This window comes from Janibacter sp. GXQ6167 (genome assembly GCF_041365945.1).
Lineage (GTDB): Bacteria > Actinomycetota > Actinomycetes > Actinomycetales > Dermatophilaceae > JBGFSK01.
This window is the reverse complement of record NZ_JBGFSK010000010.1, coordinates 1-21545: the sequence shown is the minus strand read 5'-3', so window position 1 is coordinate 21545 and position 21545 is coordinate 1. Positions and strand designations below refer to the sequence as shown.

General features: G+C 66.4%; 17 protein-coding genes. 14 read left to right on the top strand and 3 right to left on the bottom strand.

Going from position 1 to position 21545, the window contains the following annotated elements; all coding sequences use genetic code 11:
* Position 1: 1 nt before the first annotated feature.
* Positions 2-2089, bottom strand: a complete 2088-nt coding sequence (locus tag AB8K43_RS13540; protein ID WP_370894735.1) for an alpha-1,4-glucan--maltose-1-phosphate maltosyltransferase — start codon at positions 2087-2089, stop codon at positions 2-4.
* Between the two features lie 158 nt (positions 2090-2247).
* Between AB8K43_RS13540 and glgP the strand changes: the two genes are divergently transcribed.
* On the top strand, positions 2248-4839 hold the full coding sequence (gene glgP / locus AB8K43_RS13535) for an alpha-glucan family phosphorylase (protein WP_370894734.1): 2592 nt from the start codon (positions 2248-2250) through the stop codon (positions 4837-4839).
* Between the two features lie 13 nt (positions 4840-4852).
* On the opposite strand, the gene glgX is transcribed toward glgP, so the two are convergent.
* Complete coding sequence (gene glgX / locus AB8K43_RS13530; RefSeq protein ID WP_370894733.1) at positions 4853-6997, bottom strand: glycogen debranching protein GlgX; 2145 nt, start codon at positions 6995-6997, stop codon at positions 4853-4855.
* A 36-nt stretch (positions 6998-7033) separates the two neighbouring features.
* On the opposite strand from glgX, the gene AB8K43_RS13525 reads away from it, so the two are divergent.
* The 13 genes from AB8K43_RS13525 to AB8K43_RS13465 all read left to right on the top strand — a co-directional run bounded on the left by AB8K43_RS13525 (position 7034) and on the right by AB8K43_RS13465 (position 21252).
* Complete coding sequence (locus AB8K43_RS13525; protein WP_370894732.1) at positions 7034-7546, top strand: YbjN domain-containing protein; 513 nt, start codon at positions 7034-7036, stop codon at positions 7544-7546.
* Entirely contained in the window at positions 7543-8322 is a 780-nt protein-coding gene (locus tag AB8K43_RS13520) for an enoyl-CoA hydratase/isomerase family protein (protein ID WP_370894731.1), read from the top strand. Before AB8K43_RS13525 ends, AB8K43_RS13520 begins: the two co-directional genes overlap by 4 nt.
* Entirely contained in the window at positions 8323-9276 is a 954-nt protein-coding gene (locus AB8K43_RS13515; protein ID WP_370894730.1) for a methyltransferase domain-containing protein, read from the top strand.
* 3 nt (positions 9277-9279) lie between these two features.
* Complete coding sequence (locus tag AB8K43_RS13510) at positions 9280-9966, top strand: acyltransferase (protein WP_370894729.1); 687 nt, start codon at positions 9280-9282, stop codon at positions 9964-9966.
* Positions 9963-10289, top strand: coding sequence for a hypothetical protein (locus AB8K43_RS13505; protein WP_370894728.1), 327 nt, complete (start codon positions 9963-9965; stop codon positions 10287-10289). The genes AB8K43_RS13510 and AB8K43_RS13505 overlap by 4 nt, the downstream gene beginning before the upstream one ends.
* A gap of 204 nt (positions 10290-10493) precedes the next feature.
* Positions 10494-11273 carry an electron transfer flavoprotein subunit beta gene (locus AB8K43_RS13500; protein WP_370894727.1) on the top strand — a complete coding sequence of 260 codons (780 nt, stop codon included), beginning with the start codon at positions 10494-10496 and terminating at the stop codon, positions 11271-11273.
* Positions 11274-11305: 32 nt separating this feature from the next.
* On the top strand, positions 11306-12253 hold the full coding sequence (locus tag AB8K43_RS13495; protein WP_370894726.1) for an electron transfer flavoprotein subunit alpha/FixB family protein: 948 nt from the start codon (positions 11306-11308) through the stop codon (positions 12251-12253).
* Positions 12254-12416: 163 nt separating this feature from the next.
* Positions 12417-13223, top strand: a complete 807-nt coding sequence (locus tag AB8K43_RS13490; protein ID WP_370894725.1) for a hypothetical protein — start codon at positions 12417-12419, stop codon at positions 13221-13223.
* A gap of 262 nt (positions 13224-13485) precedes the next feature.
* A complete protein-coding gene (locus AB8K43_RS13485) occupies positions 13486-14589 on the top strand; it encodes a tyrosine-type recombinase/integrase (RefSeq protein ID WP_370894724.1) in 1104 nt (367 codons plus the stop codon).
* A complete protein-coding gene (locus tag AB8K43_RS13480) occupies positions 14586-14912 on the top strand; it encodes a helix-turn-helix domain-containing protein (RefSeq protein ID WP_370894723.1) in 327 nt (108 codons plus the stop codon). Before AB8K43_RS13485 ends, AB8K43_RS13480 begins: the two co-directional genes overlap by 4 nt.
* A 1410-nt stretch (positions 14913-16322) precedes the next feature.
* Complete coding sequence (locus tag AB8K43_RS13475; RefSeq protein ID WP_370894722.1) at positions 16323-17537, top strand: hypothetical protein; 1215 nt, start codon at positions 16323-16325, stop codon at positions 17535-17537.
* Positions 17479-20088 carry a hypothetical protein gene (locus AB8K43_RS13470; RefSeq protein WP_370894721.1) on the top strand — a complete coding sequence of 870 codons (2610 nt, stop codon included), beginning with the start codon at positions 17479-17481 and terminating at the stop codon, positions 20086-20088. Before AB8K43_RS13475 ends, AB8K43_RS13470 begins: the two co-directional genes overlap by 59 nt.
* Before the next feature lie 531 nt (positions 20089-20619).
* On the top strand, positions 20620-21252 hold the full coding sequence (locus AB8K43_RS13465) for a hypothetical protein (RefSeq protein WP_370894720.1): 633 nt from the start codon (positions 20620-20622) through the stop codon (positions 21250-21252).
* Positions 21253-21274: 22 nt separating this feature from the next.
* Here the strand turns inward: AB8K43_RS13465 and AB8K43_RS13460 are convergent, their stop codons facing one another.
* Positions 21275-21412: a hypothetical protein gene (locus AB8K43_RS13460; RefSeq protein ID WP_370894719.1), complete on the bottom strand. Its 138-nt coding sequence runs from the start codon at positions 21410-21412 to the stop codon at positions 21275-21277.
* Positions 21413-21545 lie beyond the last annotated feature (133 nt).

Here is a 21545-nt window from a genome sequence, read left to right as displayed (position 1 = left end):
CTCAGCGCCGAACGTGCAGGATGTGGAGCGGCTCGGTGTCGGGCCCGAGCCGGACGTAATTGGCCTGGCCCCAATCCCATTCGGCCCCGGTGATCAGATCCGTCACGGCGAATCTCGCGTCCCAGTCCAGCCCGAGAGCGGGCATCTGTAGTCGGACCACCGACTCGCGGGTGCTGTGCGGGTCGAGGTTCGCCACCACGACCACCGTGTCCTCGGTGCCGTCGGGCAAGGTGGCCGTCTTGGAGAAGGCAAGCAGGTTGCCGTCATCGACGTGATGGCGAGTGAAGTTGCGCAGGAGCTGGAGGCTGCGGTGCTCCCGGCGGATCCGGTTCAGCATGGTGAGCCAGCCCGCGAGCGACTGCCCCTCCTTCGGTCCGCCCGGTTCGTACTCGAACCAGCGGCGGTCCTTGAACTGGTACTTCTCGTTGTCGATCTGCTCCTCGGCGCCCGGCCGGGCGACGTGCTCCATCAACTCATACCCGGCGTAGATCCCCCAGGTCGGGACGAGGGTCGCCGCGAGCGCGGCCCGCACCTTCCACGCGGCGGTGCCGCCGAGTTGCATGTAGGGAGTCAGGATGTCGTGGGTCGTCGGCCAGAAGGAGGGGCGCATGTACGCCCCGGCCTCACCGCTTACTTCCTCGGCGTACTCACCGAGTTCGTGCGCGGTGTTGCGCCAGGCGTAATACGTGTAGCTCTGTTGGAAGCCGACCTTCGCCAGGGTGTGCATCATCGCGGGCTTCGTAAAGGCCTCGGAGAGCCAGATGATGTCGGGGTGGTCTTTGGCCACATCGGCGATCAGCCACTGCCAGAACTCGACCGGCTTGGTGTGAGGGTTATCGACCCTAAAGAGGGTGACGCCGTGATCGATCCAGACCTGGATCATGTCGCGCACGGCCCGATAGATGCCGGCCGGGTCGTTGTCGAAGTTGAGCGGGTAGATGTCCTGATACTTCTTCGGCGGGTTCTCGGCGTAGGCGATCGTGCCGTCCGCGCGGGTGGTGAACCACTCCGGGTGCTCGGCGACCCACGGGTGGTCGGGGGAGCACTGCAGGGCGATATCGAGGGCCACCTCCATCCCGAGCTCGCGGGCCCGGGCGACGAAGGCGTCGAAGTCGTCGAAGTCCCCGAGCTCGGGGTGGATCGCGTCGTGCCCACCATCGGGGGAGCCGATGGCGTAGGGGGAACCGGGGTCTTCCGGCCCGGCGTCGAGGGTGTTGTTAGGCCCCTTACGCGCGGTCGTGCCGATCGGGTGGATCGGGGTGAGGTAGACGACGTCGAAGCCCATGTCGGCGATGGCGGGGAGGCGCTTCATCGCCGTGCGGAGCGTGCCGGTCACCCAGCGCTCGGCCTCCTCGTCGTAGTAGGCGCCCTCGGAGCGCGGGAAGATCTCGTACCAGGAGCCGGTGAGGGCGAGGGGGCGCTCGACGAGCAGGGGCAGATCCGCTCCGGGGGAGACGAACTCGCGAAGGGGGTGAGCGCGCAACTCGGCGAGGAGCTCCGGCGTGGTCGCCGCGTGCAGCCGGGCGAGGGGGAAGTGCTCGCCCTCGCGCAACGCTGTGATCGCATCCCGAATGAGTTGCCGCCCGGACGGAGTGCGGTCGGGCACGTCCAGGGCCCGAGTCAAGACCTTGACCCCTTCGTGGAGCATCAGTTCGGCGTCGACATCGGCGTGGATCTTGATCGTGGCGTCGTGCATCCAGGTGCCGAAGGGGTCGGACCAGCCCTCGACCCGGTAGGACCAGGTGCCCTGGCGGTCGGCGGTCACGGTCGCGGCCCAGGTGTTCAGCCCCGGGTTGGTCGAGGTCATCGGGTACCGGTGAGACGCGCCATCGGGATCGGTCAACACGACGCTCGCATTGACCGCGTCGTGTCCCTCGCGAAAGACCGTCGCCGTGATCTCAAAGGGCTCACCCACGACCGATTTCGCGGGGCGCGCGCCGTGATCGACGGTGGGGCGCACATCCTGCACGGGAATGCGGCCGATCGGCACCTGCGGGGCTGCCGTCACCGGTGGCGGCGCGGGGGTGACGACGGTCGCGCTGGGGCTCGGGATGGCAGGCGGTCGGGGGGCGGCGACGTCGGGGCTCACCTCGTTAAACCTACCGGTCGCACCCCGGGCAGTGGGAAGACCCCGCGGGGGCAGATCGGGGTGGCCGCGAGGCCCCCTTCGCTCACTTCGAGAGCACCTGGCGGTGGGCTGACCGGCGGGTTTTCCTCCCGGTCCGGCAGGGCCCTACGCTGGGCCGGGTGAAGGCCATCCGTCGTTTCGCTGTCCGCACCGTCCTCCCCGAGCCGATCGCCGCCCTCGGCGAACTGGCGAGCAACCTGCGTTGGAGCTGGTACACCCCCGCTCGCGACCTCTTCGCCCAGATCGACCCCGAGCGCTGGGAGCAGGTCGGGCGCGACCCGGTCTCACTGCTCTCTGACCTCTCATCGACCGAGCTCACCGAACTCGCCGCCGATGGGGAGTTTGTCGAGCGGGTCCGCGAAGCGAAGGCGAATCTCGACCAGTACCTGAGCGAACCGCGCTGGTACCAGAGTTGGAGTGAGGAGCAGGCCGCGGCCGGCCATCACCCGCCCCGCGCGATCGGCTACTTCAGCCCGGAGTACGGCATCACCGAGGTGCTGCCGCAGTACTCCGGAGGCCTCGGGATCCTCGCCGGCGACCACCTAAAGGCCGCCTCCGACCTCGGCGTGCCGATCGTCGGCGTCGGGCTCTTCTACAAGACCGGGTACTTCAAGCAGTCGCTGAACCGCGACGGCTGGCAGCAGGAGGACTACCCGGTCCTCGACCCGCAGGGCCTCCCGCTCGCGTTGCTTCGCGAAGAGGACGGCACCCCGTGTGTCATCACCGTCAACATGCCGGGCGAGCACGAGTTGCGGGCCCATGTCTGGCGCGCCCAGGTCGGTCGCGTCCCCCTTCTCCTCCTCGACTCCGATGTCCCCGGCAATGACGACGCGATGCGTCAGGTCACCGAGCGGCTCTATGGCGGCGGTGGCGAGCAACGCCTTCAGCAGGAAATGCTCCTTGGCATCGGCGGGGTCCGCGCCCTTCGCCTCTGGTCCCGCCTGACCGGCGCGCCGGAGCCCGATGTCTTCCACACCAACGAGGGCCACGCGGGTTTCCTCGGCGTTGAGCGCATCAGCGAACTCACCGTCGGGGAAGAGATGTCCTTCGACGAAGCCCAAGAGGCCGTGCGCGCCGGCACCGTCTTCACCACGCACACCCCGGTCCCCGCGGGGATCGACCGCTTCGATGCCAAGCTGATCGAGGTCTACTTCGGCGGGGAGCAAGAGCTCCCGGGTGTCCCCGTCTCGCGCCTGCTCGCCTTGGGTGCGGAGACGTACGAAGGGGGCAGCGCCGGCATCTTCAATATGGCCGTGATGGGCCTGCGTCTCGCCCAGCGGGCCAACGGCGTCTCCCAACTCCACGGGGTGGTGAGCCGGGAGATGTTTGATGGCCTCTGGCCGGGCTTCGACGACCTCGAGGTGCCGATCACGAGCATCACCAACGGCGTCCACGCCCCGACCTGGGTCGATGACCAGGTCTTCGATCTGGCGGCCGAGTTCCTCGGCAGCCGCCAGGTCGAGGAGCACGCGCTCTGGGAGCGGATCGGTGGCATCCCGGCGGACCGCATCTGGGCGACGAAGCGAGTGATGCGTGAGGGGCTCGTCGACGAGGCCCGGCGCCGCCTGCACGCCTCGTGGCTCAAGCGTGGTGCGTCCGAGGCCGAGCTCGGTTGGACCGACTCGGTGCTCGACCCCGATGTCCTCACGATCGGCTTCGCGCGCCGCGTGCCGACCTACAAGCGCCTCACCTTGATGCTGCGCGACCCGGAGCGGCTCAAGCGCATCCTGCTCGACCCGGAGCGTCCCGTGCAGCTCGTCATCGCGGGCAAATCCCACCCGGCCGATGAGACCGGCAAGTTGCTGATCCAGCAGATGGTCCGCTTCGCCGACGACCCCGAGGTGCGCCACCGGATCGTCTTCTTGCCGAACTACGACATCGCGATGGCCCAGCACCTCTACCCGGGCTGCGATGTCTGGCTGAACAACCCCCTTCGCCCCTTCGAGGCCTGCGGGACCTCCGGCATGAAGGCTGCCCTGAACGGCGGGCTCAACCTCTCCATCCTCGACGGGTGGTGGGACGAGTGGTACGACGGCGAGAACGGCTGGGCGATCCCCACCGCCGACGGTGTCGAGGACCCGAACCGCCGCGATGACCTCGAGGCCGCTGCGCTCTATGAGCTGATCGAGACCCAGGTGGCGCCGCGCTTCTACGACCGGGATGAGGCGGACTTGCCGCACCGCTGGCTCGCGATGCTGACCCACACCCTGTCGACCCTCGGCCCGAAGGTGCTCGCGACCCGCATGGTCCGCGACTACACCGAGCGGCTCTACCTCCCCGCGTCCGATTCCAATACGGCCGTGCGCGAGGACACCTACGCCGGGGCCAAGGGCCTCGCCGCCTACAAGGCGAAGGTGCGCGCGGGGTGGTCAGACGTGCGCGTGGACCACGTGGAGTCCCGCGGGATCTCCGACAGCCCGCAGGTCGGCGAGGTCCTCGAGGTCGATGCCTATGTCGAACTCGACGGGCTCGAAGCCGACGAGGTGGAGGTGCAGGTCGTCCACGGGCGCGCGGCGCTCACGACCGATGACATCACCGACTGGTCGACGACGCCGCTCACCTTCGTCGAGCGCTACGAGGACGGGAAGTCCAAGTTCACCGGCCAGGTCTCGATCGAGCGCACGGGGCAGTTCGGCTACACCGTCCGCGTGCTGCCTTACCACCGGCTGATGGCGAGTTCTGCCGCCCTCGGTCTGGTCGCGAACGCCTGATCCGAGCCGCGACTCAGGTGGGGTCGACGGCGGCGTAGATCCTCATGCTGGCGCCGGCGATCGGGACCTCGCCCGGCCCGATGGAGGGGGAGTCTCTCCCTTCATCGGGCCGCTCCCAGGCGCTGTCCCAGAGCAGCCGGTAGCCGACGAGTCCGGGCGGCGATGGCAGCACCACCGCGCCGTCGTAGGCATCGCCGTGGAGGACGACGAGCACCGACTCGAAGCCCAGGTGGGCGCCGTTTAAGTACATCTGCAGCGTGCGGCGCCATCGCTCGTCCCACTGCGCGCCCATGAGATGGCCGTCCGCGTCGTACCAGGCGATATCGGTCGAGCCGTCGTCGGTGATCGGGTTGCCGGTGAAGAAGCGGCGCTGGCGCAGCGTCGGGAACGCTCGCCGGAGATAGGCGAGATGGGCCGTGGTGGCCACCAGGTCTTCCTGCCAGCCGTCGAGATCCCAGTCGATCCAGGTGACTGGGGAGTTCAGGGCATACGGGTTGTTATTGCCGTTGGTCGTGCGCCCGAGTTCGTCGCCGGAGGCGATCATCGGCACCCCGGTCGAGACCAGCAGGGTCCCGAGGAGGTTTCGGAGTGAGCGCCGCCGCAGGGTGAGGACAGCGGGGTCGTTCGTCGGCCCCTCGACGCCGTGATTCCAGGACAGGTTGTGGTCTGAGCCGTCCCGGTTGTCTTCGCCGTTGTCGTGGTTGTGCTTGTGGTTGTAGGCGGTGAGGTCCGCCAGGGTGAAGCCGTCGTGCGCGGTCACGAAGTTGATCGAGGCTTCGGGTCCTCGCTCGGGGGCCCCGAAGACGTCCTCGGACCCCGCGAGGCGGGTGGCGAGATCGCTCACGCCATGACCGGTGTCCTCGTGCCGCTCGAGGTGCCGGCCGAGATCGTGCAGCCAGAAGGACCGCACGGAGTCGCGGAACCGGTCATTCCACTCGCTGAAGGGGTGGGGCAACTGGCCGGTCCGCCACCCGTGCGGCCCGATATCCCACGGCTCGGCGATGAGTTTGACCTGGGAGAGCATCGGGTCGGTCCGCAGCGCGGTGAGGAAGGGGTGGTTGGGGTCGTAGTCGTCATGCTCGCCGCGGGCGAGCGCGATGGCCAGATCGAAGCGGAACCCGTCGACGTGGTACTCGGTGACCCAGTACCGCAACGAGTCGAGGACCATCCGGGCCACCGCCGGGTGCCGCAGGTCGAGCGTGCCGCCCGTGCCCGTGACGTCCACATCCCGCCCGCGCTCGTCCAGCCGGTAGTACGAGGCGGCGTCGAGCCCACGCCACGAGAGGGTCGCTCCAGCGACCGACTGCTCCGCCGTGTGGTTGTAGACCACATCGAGTAGCACCTCGATGCCGGCCTGGTGGAGGAGCTTGATCATCCCCTTCAGCTCGGCGATCTGCGCCTGCGGCTCGTCGGCCGACGCATACGGGGCGTGGGGGGCGAAGAAGCCGAGCGTGTTGTAGCCCCAGTGGTTCGTGAGCCCAAGCCGCACGAGATGCGGCTCGTCGGCGAAGGCGTGAATCGGGAGCAGCTCGATCGCGGTGACGCCGATCCGGTGCAGGTGGGCGATGGTCGCCGGGTGGGCCACTCCGGCGTAGGTCCCGCGGAGGTGCTCGGGGATGTCGGGGTGCTGCATCGTGAGCTCGCGGACGTGAGCTTCGTAGATCACCGACTCCGACAGGGGCCGGTTGGGCCGCGCATCCTCGCCCCAGTCGAAGCCGTCATCGATCACCACGCAGCGCGGCATCTGCGCCGCTGAGTCGAGGTCACTGCGCAGTTCGTCGTCGTCGGTGGTCCAGTCCTCCTCGACGCGGTGGCCGTAGATGGCGGCCGAGGTCTCCAGACTCCCTTCGAGCGCCTTGGCGTAGGGGTCGAGCAGCAGCTTCGCGGGGTTATGGCGATGGCCGCGCCCTGGATCCCACGGTCCGTCCGCGCGCAGCGCATAGCGCGTGCCCGGCCCGATGCCGGGGAGGTGCCCGTACCACCAGCCGCGCGAGCGCTGGGTGAGCGCGATCCGGTGCTCCACATCTCCCTCGAAGACGCAGAACCAGACGGCGGTCGCGTGTGAGGCGAAGACGGAGAAGTCGGCACCCCCGTCGCGGAGCGTCAACCCGGGAAGGGGGAGGACGTCCAGCGGGTGAGCTTCGGTGGGGGGCTCCATGGGCCCTCAGCCTATGTCTCGGCTAGTTTGGAACCCATGAGCGACCCGACCGCCCTGCCCAACTTCTCCCCGTCTACCCCCGCCCCGGCGAACCAGCCGGACACGCCGGAGGCGCCGCTCGCCGAGCGCGTGCGCGACGCCCTCGCCGAACTCGGCCTGGAGGCCGAGATCGACACCGACGGCGACGTCGCCTTCGAGTTCTCCGAGCAGCGCCTCTTCGTGCGCACCGCCAATGACGAGTCCGGGGTGCTGAGCGTCTTCGGCCAGTGGTCCCTCGAGGCTCCGGTGCCGACCGACCCGATCGAGCGCTACGAGGCGTGCAATGACGTCAACGGCGCGTTCAACCTGATCAAGACCGTCCTCGGCCCGAACGACACCCTGATCGTCTCGAGCGAGCACATCCTGCCGAGCGGCGCCGATGTGCGCGGCCTCATGGGCCTCGCCGTCCCGCTCGTCATGCAGGGCGTGCAGCTCTGGCACCAGCGGGTGACCGGCATGAGCCTGCAGGAGGCCGTCGAGGCCAACACCGCGCAGGAGGACCAGGCGTGAGCGACGTCGTCCGGCTCGAGGTCGAAGACGGCCTCGCCATCATCCGCATGGACCGCCCGAAGATGAACGCCATCAACGGGGAGGTCCAGGAGGGGCTCAGCAAGGCCGCTCGCGAGTGCAGCGAGCGCAAGGACATCGCCGCGGTGATCGTCTACGGCGGCGAGCGGGTCTTCGCGGCCGGCGTCGACATCAAGGAAATGGCCGAGATGTCTTACACCGACATGGTCGACCAGTCGAGCGGCCTGCAGGACTTCACCCGCGCGCTCGCGTCCATCCCCAAGCCCACCGTCGCGGCCGTGACCGGCTACGCGCTCGGTGGCGGCTGCGAGGTCGCCCTCGCGTGTGACTTCCGGATCGCGGCGAAGGGGGCCAAGCTCGGCCAGCCCGAGATCCTCCTCGGCGTGATCCCCGGTGCCGGCGGCACTCAGCGCCTCGCCCGCTTGATCGGTCCCGCCAAGGCCAAGGACCTCGTCTACTCGGGTCGCTTCGTCGACGCCGATGAGGCGCTCGAGATCGGCCTGGTGGACAAGGTCGTCGAGCCGGAGGCGGTCCTCGACGAGGCCAAGGCGATGATGCGCCCCTACGTCAATGCCGCGCCGTACGCCCTGCGCGCGGCCAAGGAGGCGATCGACCGCGGGCTCGAGGTCGACCTGCAGTCCGGGCTCGAGATCGAGCGGCTCCTCTTCGCGAGCCTCTTCGCCACGAAGGACCGGACCAACGGCATGCAGTCGTTCATCGATAACGGCCCCGGCAAGGCGCGCTTCGAGGGAGCGTAGGTGGCCCAGCCGAGCGCCTCAGACATCGAGCGAGCGTGGGAAGACAACAAGCTCGCCCAGGTGCTCTACCACGACTGGGAGGCCCAGACCTACGACGAGAAGTGGGCGATCTCCTTCGACGAGCGGTGTACCTCGATCGTGCGCGATCGCTTCTCGCGGATCGTCGAACCGGTCCGTGGTGACGCGGAAAACCGCCCGTATCGCACCGCGCTTGAACTCGGTGCGGGGACCGGATTCTTCTCGCTGAATCTCAAGCTCGCTGGCGTCCTCGACGAGGTGCACGTCACCGACCTCTCGCCGGGGATGGTCCAGGCGGCGCAGGAAAACGCGCGCCGTCTCGGCTTCGAAGTCGAGGGGCGGGTCGCCGACGCCGAGCGGTTGCCCTACGACGACGACACCTTCGACATCGTCGTCGGGCATGCGGTGATCCACCACATCCCGGACGTCGAGGGGGCCCTGCGCGAGATGGTGCGGGTCTTAAAGCCCGGTGGCCGCCTCGTCATCGCGGGCGAACCGACCACGATCGGGCATTGGTACGCCCGCCACCTGGGGCGGATCACCTGGGAGGTCAGTACGCGGGTTGCGGCGTTGCCTCCCTTCCGGCGGAGGTGGGCGCGCGAGCCCGAGGAGCTCGATGAGTCCTCGCGCGCGGCAGCGCTCGAAGCGGTGGTCGACTTGCACACCTTCGACCCCGGTGAGTTGGCCGCGATGGCCCGCCGCGCGGGTGCGGTCGAGGTGAGCACGACGACCGAAGAACTGGCGTCGGCCTTCTTCGGCTGGCCGGTGCGCACCTTCGAGTACGCGGTCAAGCCCGAGCGGCTCGGCTGGGGGTGGGCGACCTTCGCCTACACCGGGTGGAAGCGGCTCATGCGGGTCGATGAGGTCCTCGCGCGCGTCGTGCCGCAACGCTTCTTCTACAACGTCGGGGTGACCGGCCGAAAGCCCGAGGCGTAGGCCATGGCCGCCCAGCAGTGGACCTGGTGGCGATGGGTCGGTTGGGTCCTTGCTAATCGCGCCTGGACCCGCCATTACCTGCTCGGCTACTCCCGGATGCTTCGCGCGCGGCTGCGCAATCCGGGTCTGGTCTTTGAAGGTCCCTGCTTCATCGGGCCGGGAGTCGAGTTCCAGGTACGAAGGGGGTATGCGCGGATGATCGTCGGAGCGTTTACCCATATCGGTGGTGGCTCGGCCCTGCGCGCCCACGAGGGCACGCTGCGGATCGGGGACAAGACCGTCATCGGGATTCGCAACACGGTCAATACCTGGCTCGACATCGAGATCGGGGCGTCGTGCCTCTTCGCCGACGACATCTATGTGTGCGATTTCGACCACCGGACCGAATCACTCACCGTCCCGATCAAGGATCAGGGGATCGTGAAGTCTCCGGTGCGGATCGGTGATGACGTCTGGGTGGCGACCAAGGTCGTCGTGACGCGCGGCACCGATGTCGGTGCGCACAGCGTGCTCGCCGCCGGCACCGTGGCCCGCGGCCGCTATCCCGAGCGCTCGATCATCGCCGGCGTCCCGGGGAGGGTGGTCAAGCGCCGCAGCGAGAGGGAGCTGAGCCCGCAGGAGATCGCCGACCTCGCGGCGTCGGCGGAGATCGCCGCGACCGCCACCCGGGCGGGCGGTGAGTTCCGGTGACCCAGCCGCCCCTGGATGTCCTCGTCTTCTACGTCCCGGTCGCGGACACCGACGCGGTCCTCGCCGCCCTCTTCGAGATGGGGGCCGGAGCGATCGGTGACTACCGGGAGTGCGCCTTCGTCGCCCCCGGTCTCGGCCAATTCCGCCCGGTCGCCGGAGCCGATCCCACGATCGGCACGGTGGGGGAGCTAGAGCACGTGGAGGAGAACCGGGTCGAGCTCACCTTCCCCCGCCCCTTGCGCGAGACGGTGGTCGCGACCCTGCGCGCGGCCCACCCCTACGAGGAGCCCGCCTTCCACGTCCTCGTGAACGCCGCCTCCTGATCGGGCCGGGCGCCGATGGGCCGCCGGGCGCCGCCGGCGATGTGGTGATCATTACCCGAGAGGGATTAGGGGACACTCACCCGGCGGGTCTAGGTTGGAGGGTGCGCAGCCTCTAGGCGCCCGCGGCGTCATCGATCGTCCGCCCGCGTTTTACGAGACTTAGCTGGTATATCTCCGACCTAAGGAAGAGGACGAGTCAGACCTATGAACATCGTCGTCTGCGTCAAGTACGTGCCGGACGCGCAGTCCGAGCGCACGTTCAACGATGACAACACCACTGACCGCGAGGGCGTCGACGGGCTGCTGTCCGAACTCGACGAGTACGCGATCGAAGAGGCCCTGAAGATCGTCGAAGCCGGCGAGGGCGAGGTCACCGTCGTGACCATCGGCCCGGACTCGGCATCGGAAGCGATCAAGAAGGCCCTCCAGATGGGTGCGGACAAGGGCGTGCACGTCGTCGACGATGCGATCGCCGGTTCCGACGCCCCCGCGACCTCGCTCATCTTGGCCGAGGCCATCAAGAAGATCGGCACCCCGGACCTGATCCTGACGGGCATGGCCTCCACCGACGGCACCATGGCGGTTGTCCCCGCGATGGTCGCCGAGCGACTGGGCCTGCCGCAGGTCACTTTCGCCTCCGACCTCACCGTGGGCGACGGCAGCGTCACGATCCGCCGCGACGGCGACACCGCGAGCGAGACCATCGAGGCCTCCCTTCCGGCGCTCGTCTCGGTCACCGACCAGATCAACGAGCCGCGCTACCCCTCCTTCAAGGGGATCATGGCCGCGAAGAAGAAGCCGGTTGAGACCTGGAGCCTCGCCGACCTCGGTGTCGACGCTGGTCAGGTCGGCGCGGCCGGTGCGTGGACCGCGGTCGAGTCCTTCACCAAGCGCCCCCCGCGTGAGCAGGGCGAGATCGTGACCGACGAGGGCGATGGCGGCACCAAGCTCGCCGAGTTCCTCGCTGCCCAGAAGTTCGTCTGACCCGGCCAGGGACGAGAGGAAAAGAAACCGACATGGCTGAAGTACTCGTTGTCGTCGATCACGCCGCTGGCGTCGTTCGCAAGCCCACGGCCGAGATGTTGACCATCGCCCGCCGCCTCGGCGAGCCCTCGGCGGTCTTCATCGGCCCCGGCGCCGAGACCGCGAAGGATCTGCTCGCCCGCTACGGCGCGCACAAGATCTATGCCGTCAGCGACCCCGAGGTCACCGAATACCTCGTGGCCCCGCAGGCCGAGATCCTCGCCGACCTCGTCGAGAAGACCTCGCCCGTCGCGGTGCTCATCCCGAGCAACCCCGCCGGCAAGGAGGTCGCGGCGCGCCTTGCGATCAAGACCAACTCCGGTCTGATCACCGACGCCGTCGACGTGCAGGCCGGCCCGGAGACCACGCAGTCGGTCTTCGCCGGTTCCTACACGGTCAAGGCGAAGGCGACCACCGGCACCGCGATCATCACGGTCAAGCCGAACTCTGCCGCCCCTGAGCAGTCCCCGGCTCCCGGCGCGTACGAAGAGGTCTCCGTGACCCTTTCCGACGCCGCCAAGGCCGCGAAGATCACCGCGTCCGAGCCGAAGAAGGCGTCCGGTCGCCCCGAGCTCACCGAGGCCGCGATCGTGGTCTCCGGTGGTCGTGGCACCGGCGGCGACTTCTCCCCGGTCGAGGGTTTCGCGGACGTGCTCGGCGCCGCGGTCGGCGCCTCGCGCGCGGCCGTGGACGCGGGCTGGTACCCGCACACCTCGCAGGTCGGCCAGACCGGCAAGCAGGTGAGCCCGCAGCTCTACGTCGCGGCCGGCATCTCCGGTGCGATCCAGCACCGGGCCGGGATGCAGACCTCGAAGACGATCGTCGCGATCAACAAGGATGAGGAAGCGCCGATCTTCGAACTCGTCGACTTCGGCGTCGTGGGTGACCTCTTCCAGGTCCTCCCGCAGGCCACCGACGCGGTCAAGGCAAAGAAGGGCTGACCCCCTTCTCTCCCAATGAGTTTGGGTCCGGACTCCCGGTTCTGGGGGACCGGACCCAAACTCATAGGTAACCCGCGTTACGTAAATGTGACAATCCCGTCCGGACCGGGCTATGGTGGTCCGGACCGGCCGCACGAACGAACTCCCCCCTGAGGTAACACCTGTGACGTCCACGCCCTACACGCCGCGCCATGGCGCGGCGCGCCGCCGCCTGGTGGTTCCTGCCCTCCCGGGCGGCCGCACGGCCATCAAGTCGATGGCTGGCTTCGGGCTGCTTGTTGGTACCGGCACTGTCGCTGCCGGAGCCTCCACGCCCGACCCCGCAGTCGCTGCGGCAAACCCGGGCAGCGCCGAGCACCAGACCTCCGATGCGGAGGCCAGCGCCCTGCTGAGCGAGCGGGGCACCACCCAGACCTCATCGCGCTCGACCGCCCGGACCGCCGTCACGGCGGCCCCCGCTGCGGCCCCCGCCGCCAACACCCTCGCTGGCGCCGGCGTCGTTGAGATCACCGCCGAGGCCAAGCCGAAGCCGAAGGCGCCGAAGAAGGCCACGGAGACGAGCGACGACAAGGCTGCCCCGTCGGCGGCCTCCCCGGACGCCCCGACGGCCCCGGCTCCCGGCGACCCGGGCAAGTGGGCCGCTGCCGGCCGCGCGCTCGGCCTGCAGCCCAATGGCGTCCTCGTGTACGCCGCGGTGCGCGAGAACTTCCCGAGCATTACGAGCATCGGTGGGCTGCGCCCCGGCGACCCGCTCGACCACGGCAGCGGTCACGCCGTCGACATCATGTGCAACTTCGCCGAGGGCGACGCGATCGCGGCGTACATGCAGGCCAACGCCGGCAGCCTCGGCATCAAATACATCATCTGGAAGCAGCGCATCTGGTTCCCCGGTGGCTCGTGGCGGATGATGGCCGACCGCGGTTCACCCACTCAGAACCACATGGACCACGTCCACGTCTCGGTCCATTAGGCCAATTATAGAAGCGGATGCACGATTCGTGCATCTGACGAAGCCCGCAGGACCGGAGATTCTTGGTTCTGCGGGCTTCGTCTGTCGCTCGCGGCGACATCGTCTCTGGGAGGCTCCTGGCCCGGCAATCCGGGTGGCCTTGCGGTCGGATTGCATCTGATGCAATGATCGTGCATCGGATGGACCGGGCTTCGGGATGGTGAATGCGTTGGGTGAGCGGGAGAGGAACCCAGGGTCTGCGTGGGCGTTGCTAAAGGATGAGGTGGTTCATCTCGATCCTCAAGAGGCTGTCTGGACGGCGATGTGCAGAGGCTGGGAGATTCAGCAGCAGTCGCGGATGCTCAGCCGTACGACGATCGATAGTCGTCTGAAGGCGGTCGATCGCTTCTTTCAATTCGCGGGTACCTATCCGTGGGAGTGGCAGCCGAGCGATGTCGAGGAATGGACCGTTGTTCTGCGCTCACACAAACGGGCCTTCTCGACGGTGCGGGCGTATCAGGGCGCGGTGGCGATGTTCTGTGATTACTTGGTTGATCCACGGTACGGGTGGGGCGAGGCCTGCTTTGAGCAGTTCGGCGCCCACCCGGCCCAGGTCTTCCACGAGTGGAATATCGCGCGCCACACCAGTGAGTTCGAGGCCAACCCGGCGGTGCGCCCGTTCACTCGATCGGAGCTGCAACGCTTGTTCGACTTCGCTGATCAGCAGGTTGAGCGTGCAGTTGCCTCGGGGCGCAAGGGCTCGCTTGCTGCCTTTCGAGATGCCGTGATGCTCAAGACGTGCTACGCCTACGGTTTGCGGCGGGCAGAACTGGTCGGGCTGGCGCTTTCCGATTTCTACACCAACGCCTCCTCACCCGAGTTCGGTACGTGGGGGTCGTGCCTGGTGCGATATGGGAAGGCAGCGAAGGGATCGCCGCCGCGGCGCCGGACGGTGCTGACCGTGATGCCGTGGATCGTGGGGGTCCTAGAGGAGTACGTGACACGGGTCCGCCCGCTGTACGAGGTCGGTCAGCGCACGATGATGTTTCCCACCGAGCGCGGTGGCAAGGTCAGTGCCAGTTACCTAGAGGCCCGGTTCAGGCAGTACCGGGAGGCTTCAGGCTTGCCCGCCGAGTTGCGACTGCACGGACTGCGCCATTCGTACGTCACTCACCTGATCGAAGACGGTTGGGATGCCTACTTCGTCCAGCGTCAGGCTGGCCACGCGTGGGCATCGACCACCTCGATCTATGCCGGCGTCAGCTCAGACTTCATGAACACGACGCTGCGGGCCGCGCTGGACAGGTCTGCGCCGGGGCTGCTGGAGAGTGCTCCGAGCATGGTCGGCGTTGCTGGTGAAGCAACCGAGGGGAAGGACACGGCATGAGAGTCGTGAAGTATCACTGGAACCTGCGGCAACTAATGGCTGATCGGGGCCTGTACGCCACGACGGATCTGTTGCCGCTGTTGGCTGAGCGCGGGATCGAACTGTCGGCCTCGCAAGCCTTTCGGCTGGTCACTGGCACCCCGGAGCGGCTCAGCTTGCCGATCATGGCGGCCTTGTGTGATGCGCTGGAGTGCGAGCCCAACGAGCTGTTCGAGCCTTACGCGATAGCGGCTAAGGCTCGCACTCGGACGGCGGTAGGCGAGACGAAGCTGTCCCCGGCAGATCTGCCGCGGCCGCGACCGGCGCGGATCGTCAAAGAGTGAGGCCCGGTGGTCTACACACGCAAGCCTGATGCCCTCCGCGCAGTCGACGTCGACCGGCTGGTGAGTCTGGTCAAGATCGTTGACCCTGAGGTCACCTCCGCGACGATCGCGGCGGTGGCCGATGTGATCGCCGCGTCACCGAGCACGTTGAAACGCCTGATCAGTCAGGTTGCGGCCAGGCCAGGTTTGCTGGCCGCGCCGGATGCGTCGACTTCGCGGCTGTGCTTCGACTTCGTCGCGGCACTGGATCGCAGCGGCGTCGCCGGGGTGGCCCATCTGAGATGCCCGGCCTGTGGCAGTGATGAAGTCCCTTTGCGTCTCCCACATCCGAAGGGGCGCCAATGCGAGAAGTGCTACCGCAGGGCTGCCCGCGCCGAATGTGTCGGATGCGGCCAACTGCGAGCCGTCTGCACACGGGTTGATGGCCAGGCTCGGTGCAAGACTTGTACCGCTGCTGACCCTCGAGGCTGGGCACCGTGCGCCGGATGCGGACAGATCCGGAGCGTGACGGCGCGTAACGGTGACGAGCCCCTGTGTCGTCCCTGTCGTCGTCGGCGAGGCCCATCCTGGGGCTCCGACGGTGTGCAGCGTCAAAGGCGCCAGGTCGAGTTCATCGCGGAGGTGGTGGCCAAGGTCGCTGACCTGGCTGTTGTGCCGTGGAGTGCCGCGAAAACGATGGTCGTCCTCGAGCACGTAGCGTCATCGCCTTTGCGTCGGGCGCAGCTGGCCAACCACCTGCTCGCCCACCCCGAGGCTTTGCTCGACGGCGAGCCTCGGGGGCCGCTCGTGGTCGGTGACTTCATCGACGCCTTGTCCGCCGCCGGGCTGGTATCGGTACGCCGATGGGCCTGTGATCACTGCGGACGGATGTTGCGCTTGCCCCATCCACAGGAGGGAGGTCGTCGGGTGTGCGCGAGGTGCTTCAGCCGCACTATCGTCGCGCTGTGTGCCGTCTGTGGACAGAACCGGCAGGTGGCTGCTCGACGGGAGGGGCGCGCCGTGTGTGCCCGGTGCCATCACGAGGCCAAGCCGCTGGAGTCGTGCAGCGTGTGCGGCCGATGGAAGAGAGTCGCTGACCGGCAAGGGAGCGCAGGTGGCCCCCGCTGTGCTCGGTGCCGTCGCCGGGACCGAAGCACGTGGCGCGAGTGTGGCCGCTGTGGCCGGGAAGCGCCCGTCGCACGGACCGACCCGCAGACGAAGATTCCGTTGTGCCCCACCTGTTACGAGCAACCAACAAGCAGGTGTGACATGTGCGGACGGGTCGAGCCCATCAGGTCGCGCCGGGGCCTGACTATCTGCGTACGCTGCTACCGAGGCCCGTGGGCCCAGTGCTCCAGGTGCTCGAGGACCGACTGGTGCTACCACGAGGGGGAGACGCTCGTGTGCCAGAGATGCCTGCTCCGATCGGCAATGACCGACCTGGTGGCAGGACCCATTCCCGGAGAGCTGACAGGGTGGGAGCCGCTCATCGAGATCCTGGTGGGGGCTCCCTATCCCAAGACGCAACTGCGGTGGCTACGCCACAGCGAGGGCGCCCGGGTCGTTCGGCGATCCGCCGAGACTGGGCTCGCTCCCAGCCATGAGGTGCTGGACGAGGCTGCGGGTGCCAGAGGAGGAGCCGCAGGGGCGGTCGAGCACCTGCGATCGCTGCTCGTTACCACCGGGGCCATCCCGGCCAGAGACAACCGGATCGCACGTCTGGAGTCGGGGATCGAGCGCAAGCTCGCCGAGGCCCACACCAAGGATCGGCGAATTGTGGAGCAGTACGCACTCTGGCACGTCCTAGCCAGGGCGCGCAGGAGCGCTGACGCAGCGGGCCTGAGTCATGGTCGGCGGTACTCGGCAATGCACCAAGTCGGCATAGTGACTGACTTTCTTGCATGGCTGCGGCAGATGGACAGTGCGTTGGACGAATGCAGTCAGTTTGTGCTCGATCGCTACTTCGCTGATTACCCCGAGCAGCGCCGCGGACTATTGCGCTTTCTGCGGTGGGCCCAACGACACCGCCACCTACCGGACATTGCAGTGCCCAGCGACCGCTATCGAGCGCCGCGGGACAGGTTCACGCCGGGGGAACGCGAACGCCTGCTTCGTGACGCTTTGACCGACGAATCATGGCCGTTGCGGGAACGAGCGGCCGCCTGCCTGATCCTGCTCTACGGCTTGTCACCGTCACAGATCGTCGCCCTGACCCACCACCAGGTACACCACGAGGGGAGACTCATCCGGTTGTCCTTGGGGCAGGCGCGAATCGAGCTACCTTCTCGCGTGGCCGACCTTGTCCGTGAACTCCCCGAGGGCCATCGAGACGGCGCCAACGCCGGCCTAGCTGCATCGCCGGAGGTGTGGTTGTTCCCCGGAGACCGTGTCGGAGCGCACTTGGACCCGACATCGTTGTCGCGAATGATGCGTCTGCGTGGGATCAGCCCGCGTCGTGCTCGGAACACCACGCTCTCCGACCTTGCCTCGGACATCCCAGTCCCAGTGCTTGTCCGCCTCCTCGGCATCAGCGCGATCACGGCCGAGCAGTGGCGCGAAACTCGTGGCCATGTGCCGGGATATGTCAGTGACCGGCTCCACGGACATGGCAGAGGTTCGAGAGTGGTGGCCCATGGGCGGGGTTGATGCGGTTTCAGGGTTCAACTATCAGCACTGCCATGGAGTGTTGACGGCCCTGGAAGTCGCCGCCGACTCAGCCTTGGCGGGCATCCGTGTCGAGGGTGTAGACGATGTCGTCGACCTTGAGGTCCACGTCGCGTCCGGCGACGGGCGCGGGGAAACGCGTGTGTCTCGCGGGATTCAGGTGAAGTCACGGTCTGCGCCGTACAAGTGGTCGAAAACGGACTTGCTCAAGGTCTTGCGGAGGTGGGCCTCCCTCCCGGTGAGCGTCGGTTCAGAGTTTCTCTTTATGACTGATGGAGAGCTCGGCCCCTCGGCACGGGAGGTCGTGAGGGCCCTCGAAGCCGCCGAAGGTGGGGATCATCAACTGTTGGCGGCGATGCTAGAGGTAGAAGTCACTGACCCTCTTTGTGAAATTGCCGGTCGGGCGCGCGTGGTCATAGAACCTTGGACGGTGGAAGCGCGGCTTTTGGAGGCGCAGGCCGAAGTTCGAGCACTTTTGGAGAACGGGCCGAACCACCCCGATAGCGAGCAGGAAGCCAATAATCGGATAAACGGGCTGTGGCGACTCATATCGTCTCGGGCCGGATTCAAGCCCGCTGAGGAGCGCTTCATCTCGCGGGAAGAGATCCTCGAGGTGCTCGGCGGGCTGAGCTATATACCTGCTGAGGATCGATGGGCTGATGGCTTGGTTGCTGAGTACGTTACGAAGGCTGCCGCCGAGTGTATCGATCAAATCGTCGTTCCCACAGTTCGTGCGAGCTGGTACGAAACCGATCTCGGCGTCGATGACCTGCGCGCCCACGATGGACATCTCGTGCTTGCGGGACGCACCGGAACGGGCAAATCGACACTTGCCTGCTTGTGGCGAGTGGAAGCTGCTGGGTGTGGTTCCAGCGTGATCGTTTGTCCCGCAGAGGGGTACCTAGCGCGGGGCCTCGATCGCGCTGTGGCGGACGCAGTGAGTGATGTTGTGGGGCGGGACCTCTCGCGCGTCGTCGGTCGGCATGTGCTGGGGGACCCGCAGTCAACGGTCATCATTGACGGGGTTTCCGAGGTGCCAGCCGGAACTCGGGCCGAGCTAGCTAAGGAGTTGCGTGGCCACCTTGCTGGAGGACGTAGCGCGCACTTCGTGCTAGTGGGGCGAGATGAGAGCGTCTGCGCATCCACGTTCCCAGCGTCTGTGTCGATCCAGCGGGTCTACCCTCAGGCGTTCGGGCCGGACGAGCGGCTCGAGTTGACCAGGTGCGTACTTGCCGGGATTGCTTCGACTGAGTTACCCGAGAGCGCTGCCTTGGCGCAGGTCGAACATGCCATAGGTGACGCTGCCGGGAACCCCATGCTCTTGCGACTAGCACTTGAGTTGGTAGCCGGTGGGGTGAAGTTCAGTGACCGAGCAGAGGTGTACCAACTCACTGTTGGTCGAATGGCTGAGGACAACAATGCTGGGGACGTTTTCACGGCATCGGCTGTCTTGGGAATTGTTTTTTCGGAATTGCTGAACGAGGGAAAGCGCTATGCAAACCCTCTTGAGTGGGCTCGACTCTTCCGCGAGGCAGTTAGCACCCTGCTGAACGAGGGAGTGGCCGTGGACCCAGTGTCCATTCAAGAGGCCGTGGAGCGCACCGGGTTGGTTAACGCGGTTGTAAAGGTTGCCGGTCACCGAGGTGTCCGTGTGCCCGTGCATGATTCGTTCGGTGACTACTTCGCGGCATTCGCCCACGCCGAGGGTCTCGTGCAATTGCCGGATTCGCTGACCGACAGCGATGAGAACCGCGTCCTCTTCTCATCCCAGATGCGGGCGTTGTCCAGCGATGAGTTGCTTCGGGTGGCTGCACAGTTGCCGTTCAGTATGGTGCGGATAAGCGAGGCGGGTAATCGACCGCTTGACGATGAGAGCCCACAATTGGTGGCGGCGATCTTGAATCGCGTTGTGCCAGAGATTGAGCCCATTGAAGTCACAATGTGGCGCGATGGCAGGGGGCGTCCTTTCGCTCAGATCGGGGCGTCGCGCACAGGATGGGTTGAGTGGACAAGTGCTCCAGGAATATTCGATGGTCTGACCATCGTCGGGGAGGTCGATGACGGCCCCGTGACCTTGGCTGTCGGACTCTGGAGGCTGACCCTTCAGCAGCGCTTGCGACGTCGTGAGCGACTCAGGCCCAAGTCACCGCTCTCAGATGAAGAAGGATGTGAGCTACTAGAAGCTCACTTCAGGGAGGCTTGTACAGAAGGGGGAGCCCTCGTTCAAGAGGTAGCACCTCGGGTAGCGGTCGACCGGCTCACTCAAACTGTAGGTCCACTCGGAGCGACTGGTGTCGTCTATCCGCGCGAGAGCGGCGGCCACAACCCGTCCAGGTGGCCGGTTACCTACCGATCGACGCCGGGCACCTCATTCGTTGCGGCGCCGAATCGTGAGGTGGATTCTGCAACTATTAATATAGAGCACACTACCAGCACCACCGTAGAGTCCATACTGTCAATCTCGCCGGAGAAGACAGCAGCTAGACGCGTCACCGACGCTATTAACAAGGTCACCCGGAGCCGTTGGCTTTGAATTCCGTCCTACCGAAGGTGTGATCAAGTGAAAATTGGAGCTGGCGTTACGCCGATGCAGTGGAAGGCCGTTTGGCAACTTGCTGACGCATGGTCTGAAACTCCGACAGTTCAGGAGGTCGCGGCGAAGTTGCCTCGGAACCAGGGCTTGCAGGAACGAGGAGACAGGGCGACAGGAATTCCTGCCTTGCTTCAGTTTTTTGAGAGCGCTGTTAGTGGTTTGGTGAGAAGCCCCCTCGAGCACGGTTCCAGGTTGCCTGCTCTCATGGCTGACCCGAACCTTGCCGACTTTGGGAGGCCACACGTAGGCGATAGCGAGTGGACTAGTTGGATTCAGCGAGCACAGAGACTTGAGTGCGCGCACCGAAACACACTTGGCTGGTTTCGGGCTCGCCTCAGCGGATATCCTCTCCTTCGCGCCCCTCAACTTGCTTCAGGGACTCCCTACACGACGCACGAAATGACCTCGGAAATCATCTGGAGTAGGGAGGAGCTAGCAAGTGGATTAGTCACTCAGCCAGCTCCGCCCGACGTGGCCCACCTCTTGGGCGCCGATCAGCCAACTGAGCGGCGGATTAATGAAGCGTGCCGCGAACTTGCTGCCCAATTGGGCCAGTCTGACATTTGGGTGCACTTCGACGAAGCTTCCGCGGCCCTTGATCGCCCCGCGAAAGAAGAACTGCACGCGGCGCGTAAGGAACTCACCGCGAGACTGTCTGACGATCAACTCGACAAGCACGAGGCCGAGTTGGCGGTGCCACGGTCGCAGTATCGCGCCCACACGACGGAAGACGTCATTCAATCTCTTTCGGGCGCAGCCCGGGTGTATGCCGATGCATTCTCCGCCGCGCACAGGCTCTTGGGTCTGGTAGCCTGTGATGTTTTTGGGGAGCTAACTATGTATGGTGAACCTTGGTCGGTTCCGATCACCAACCTCGCGACACCCGAGCCTGGACAGGCAGTGGTCGAGTTCACGACACCAGGTGCGATTGGCCCGATTCTTGCGTGTGGCCAGATAATCTGGCCCGGGGATAGTCCCCTAGCCGATGCGGTTCGGATCGAGCGCAAGAGCTTCAGTTTCGAGCAGACGAACGAGATGAGCTGCCACTTCGAAGGGCAGGTCCTCCTTGGAACCGCTGCAGGTTGGCCAGCCTCTCAGATGTAGCGCTGTCCCTAGGCAGGGTCATTCACCACGAACCGCGAAGAGCCGGGTATGCCATGGGGCCTTCGAAATCGAAGTCCTGCTTGAACAGCCACTCAAGGGAATGCTCGGGGGTGGCGATGAACCCGTCGAGGCTTGAAGCAGTATAGAAGTGGGTGGTCATGGGAGCGCACCTTTCTTGCGATGTTCCGTAATGCCTCATGTCAATATGCCCGCGAAAGGTTGTCGATGCCTCACATAGTTTTGCCCGCGAAGCTTATGCGGTTTTGACGCGGATGCCTCGGCGTACGTCGGGC

Bases quoted from the DNA above. Each gene is read 5' to 3' on its own strand.
- AB8K43_RS13510 (WP_370894729.1), top strand. From the start codon at position 9,280: ATGGCCGCCCAGCAGTGGACCTGGTGGCGATGGGTCGGTTGGGTCCTT.
- AB8K43_RS13525 (WP_370894732.1), top strand. From the start codon at position 7,034: ATGAGCGACCCGACCGCCCTGCCCAACTTCTCCCCGTCTACCCCCGCC.
- AB8K43_RS13480 (WP_370894723.1), top strand. From the start codon at position 14,586: ATGAGAGTCGTGAAGTATCACTGGAACCTGCGGCAACTAATGGCTGAT.
- glgX (WP_370894733.1), bottom strand. From the start codon at position 6,997: ATGGAGCCCCCCACCGAAGCTCACCCGCTGGACGTCCTCCCCCTTCCC.
- AB8K43_RS13495 (WP_370894726.1), top strand. From the start codon at position 11,306: ATGGCTGAAGTACTCGTTGTCGTCGATCACGCCGCTGGCGTCGTTCGC.
- AB8K43_RS13500 (WP_370894727.1), top strand. From the start codon at position 10,494: ATGAACATCGTCGTCTGCGTCAAGTACGTGCCGGACGCGCAGTCCGAG.
- AB8K43_RS13475 (WP_370894722.1), top strand. From the start codon at position 16,323: ATGACCGACCTGGTGGCAGGACCCATTCCCGGAGAGCTGACAGGGTGG.
- AB8K43_RS13460 (WP_370894719.1), bottom strand. From the start codon at position 21,412: ATGACCACCCACTTCTATACTGCTTCAAGCCTCGACGGGTTCATCGCC.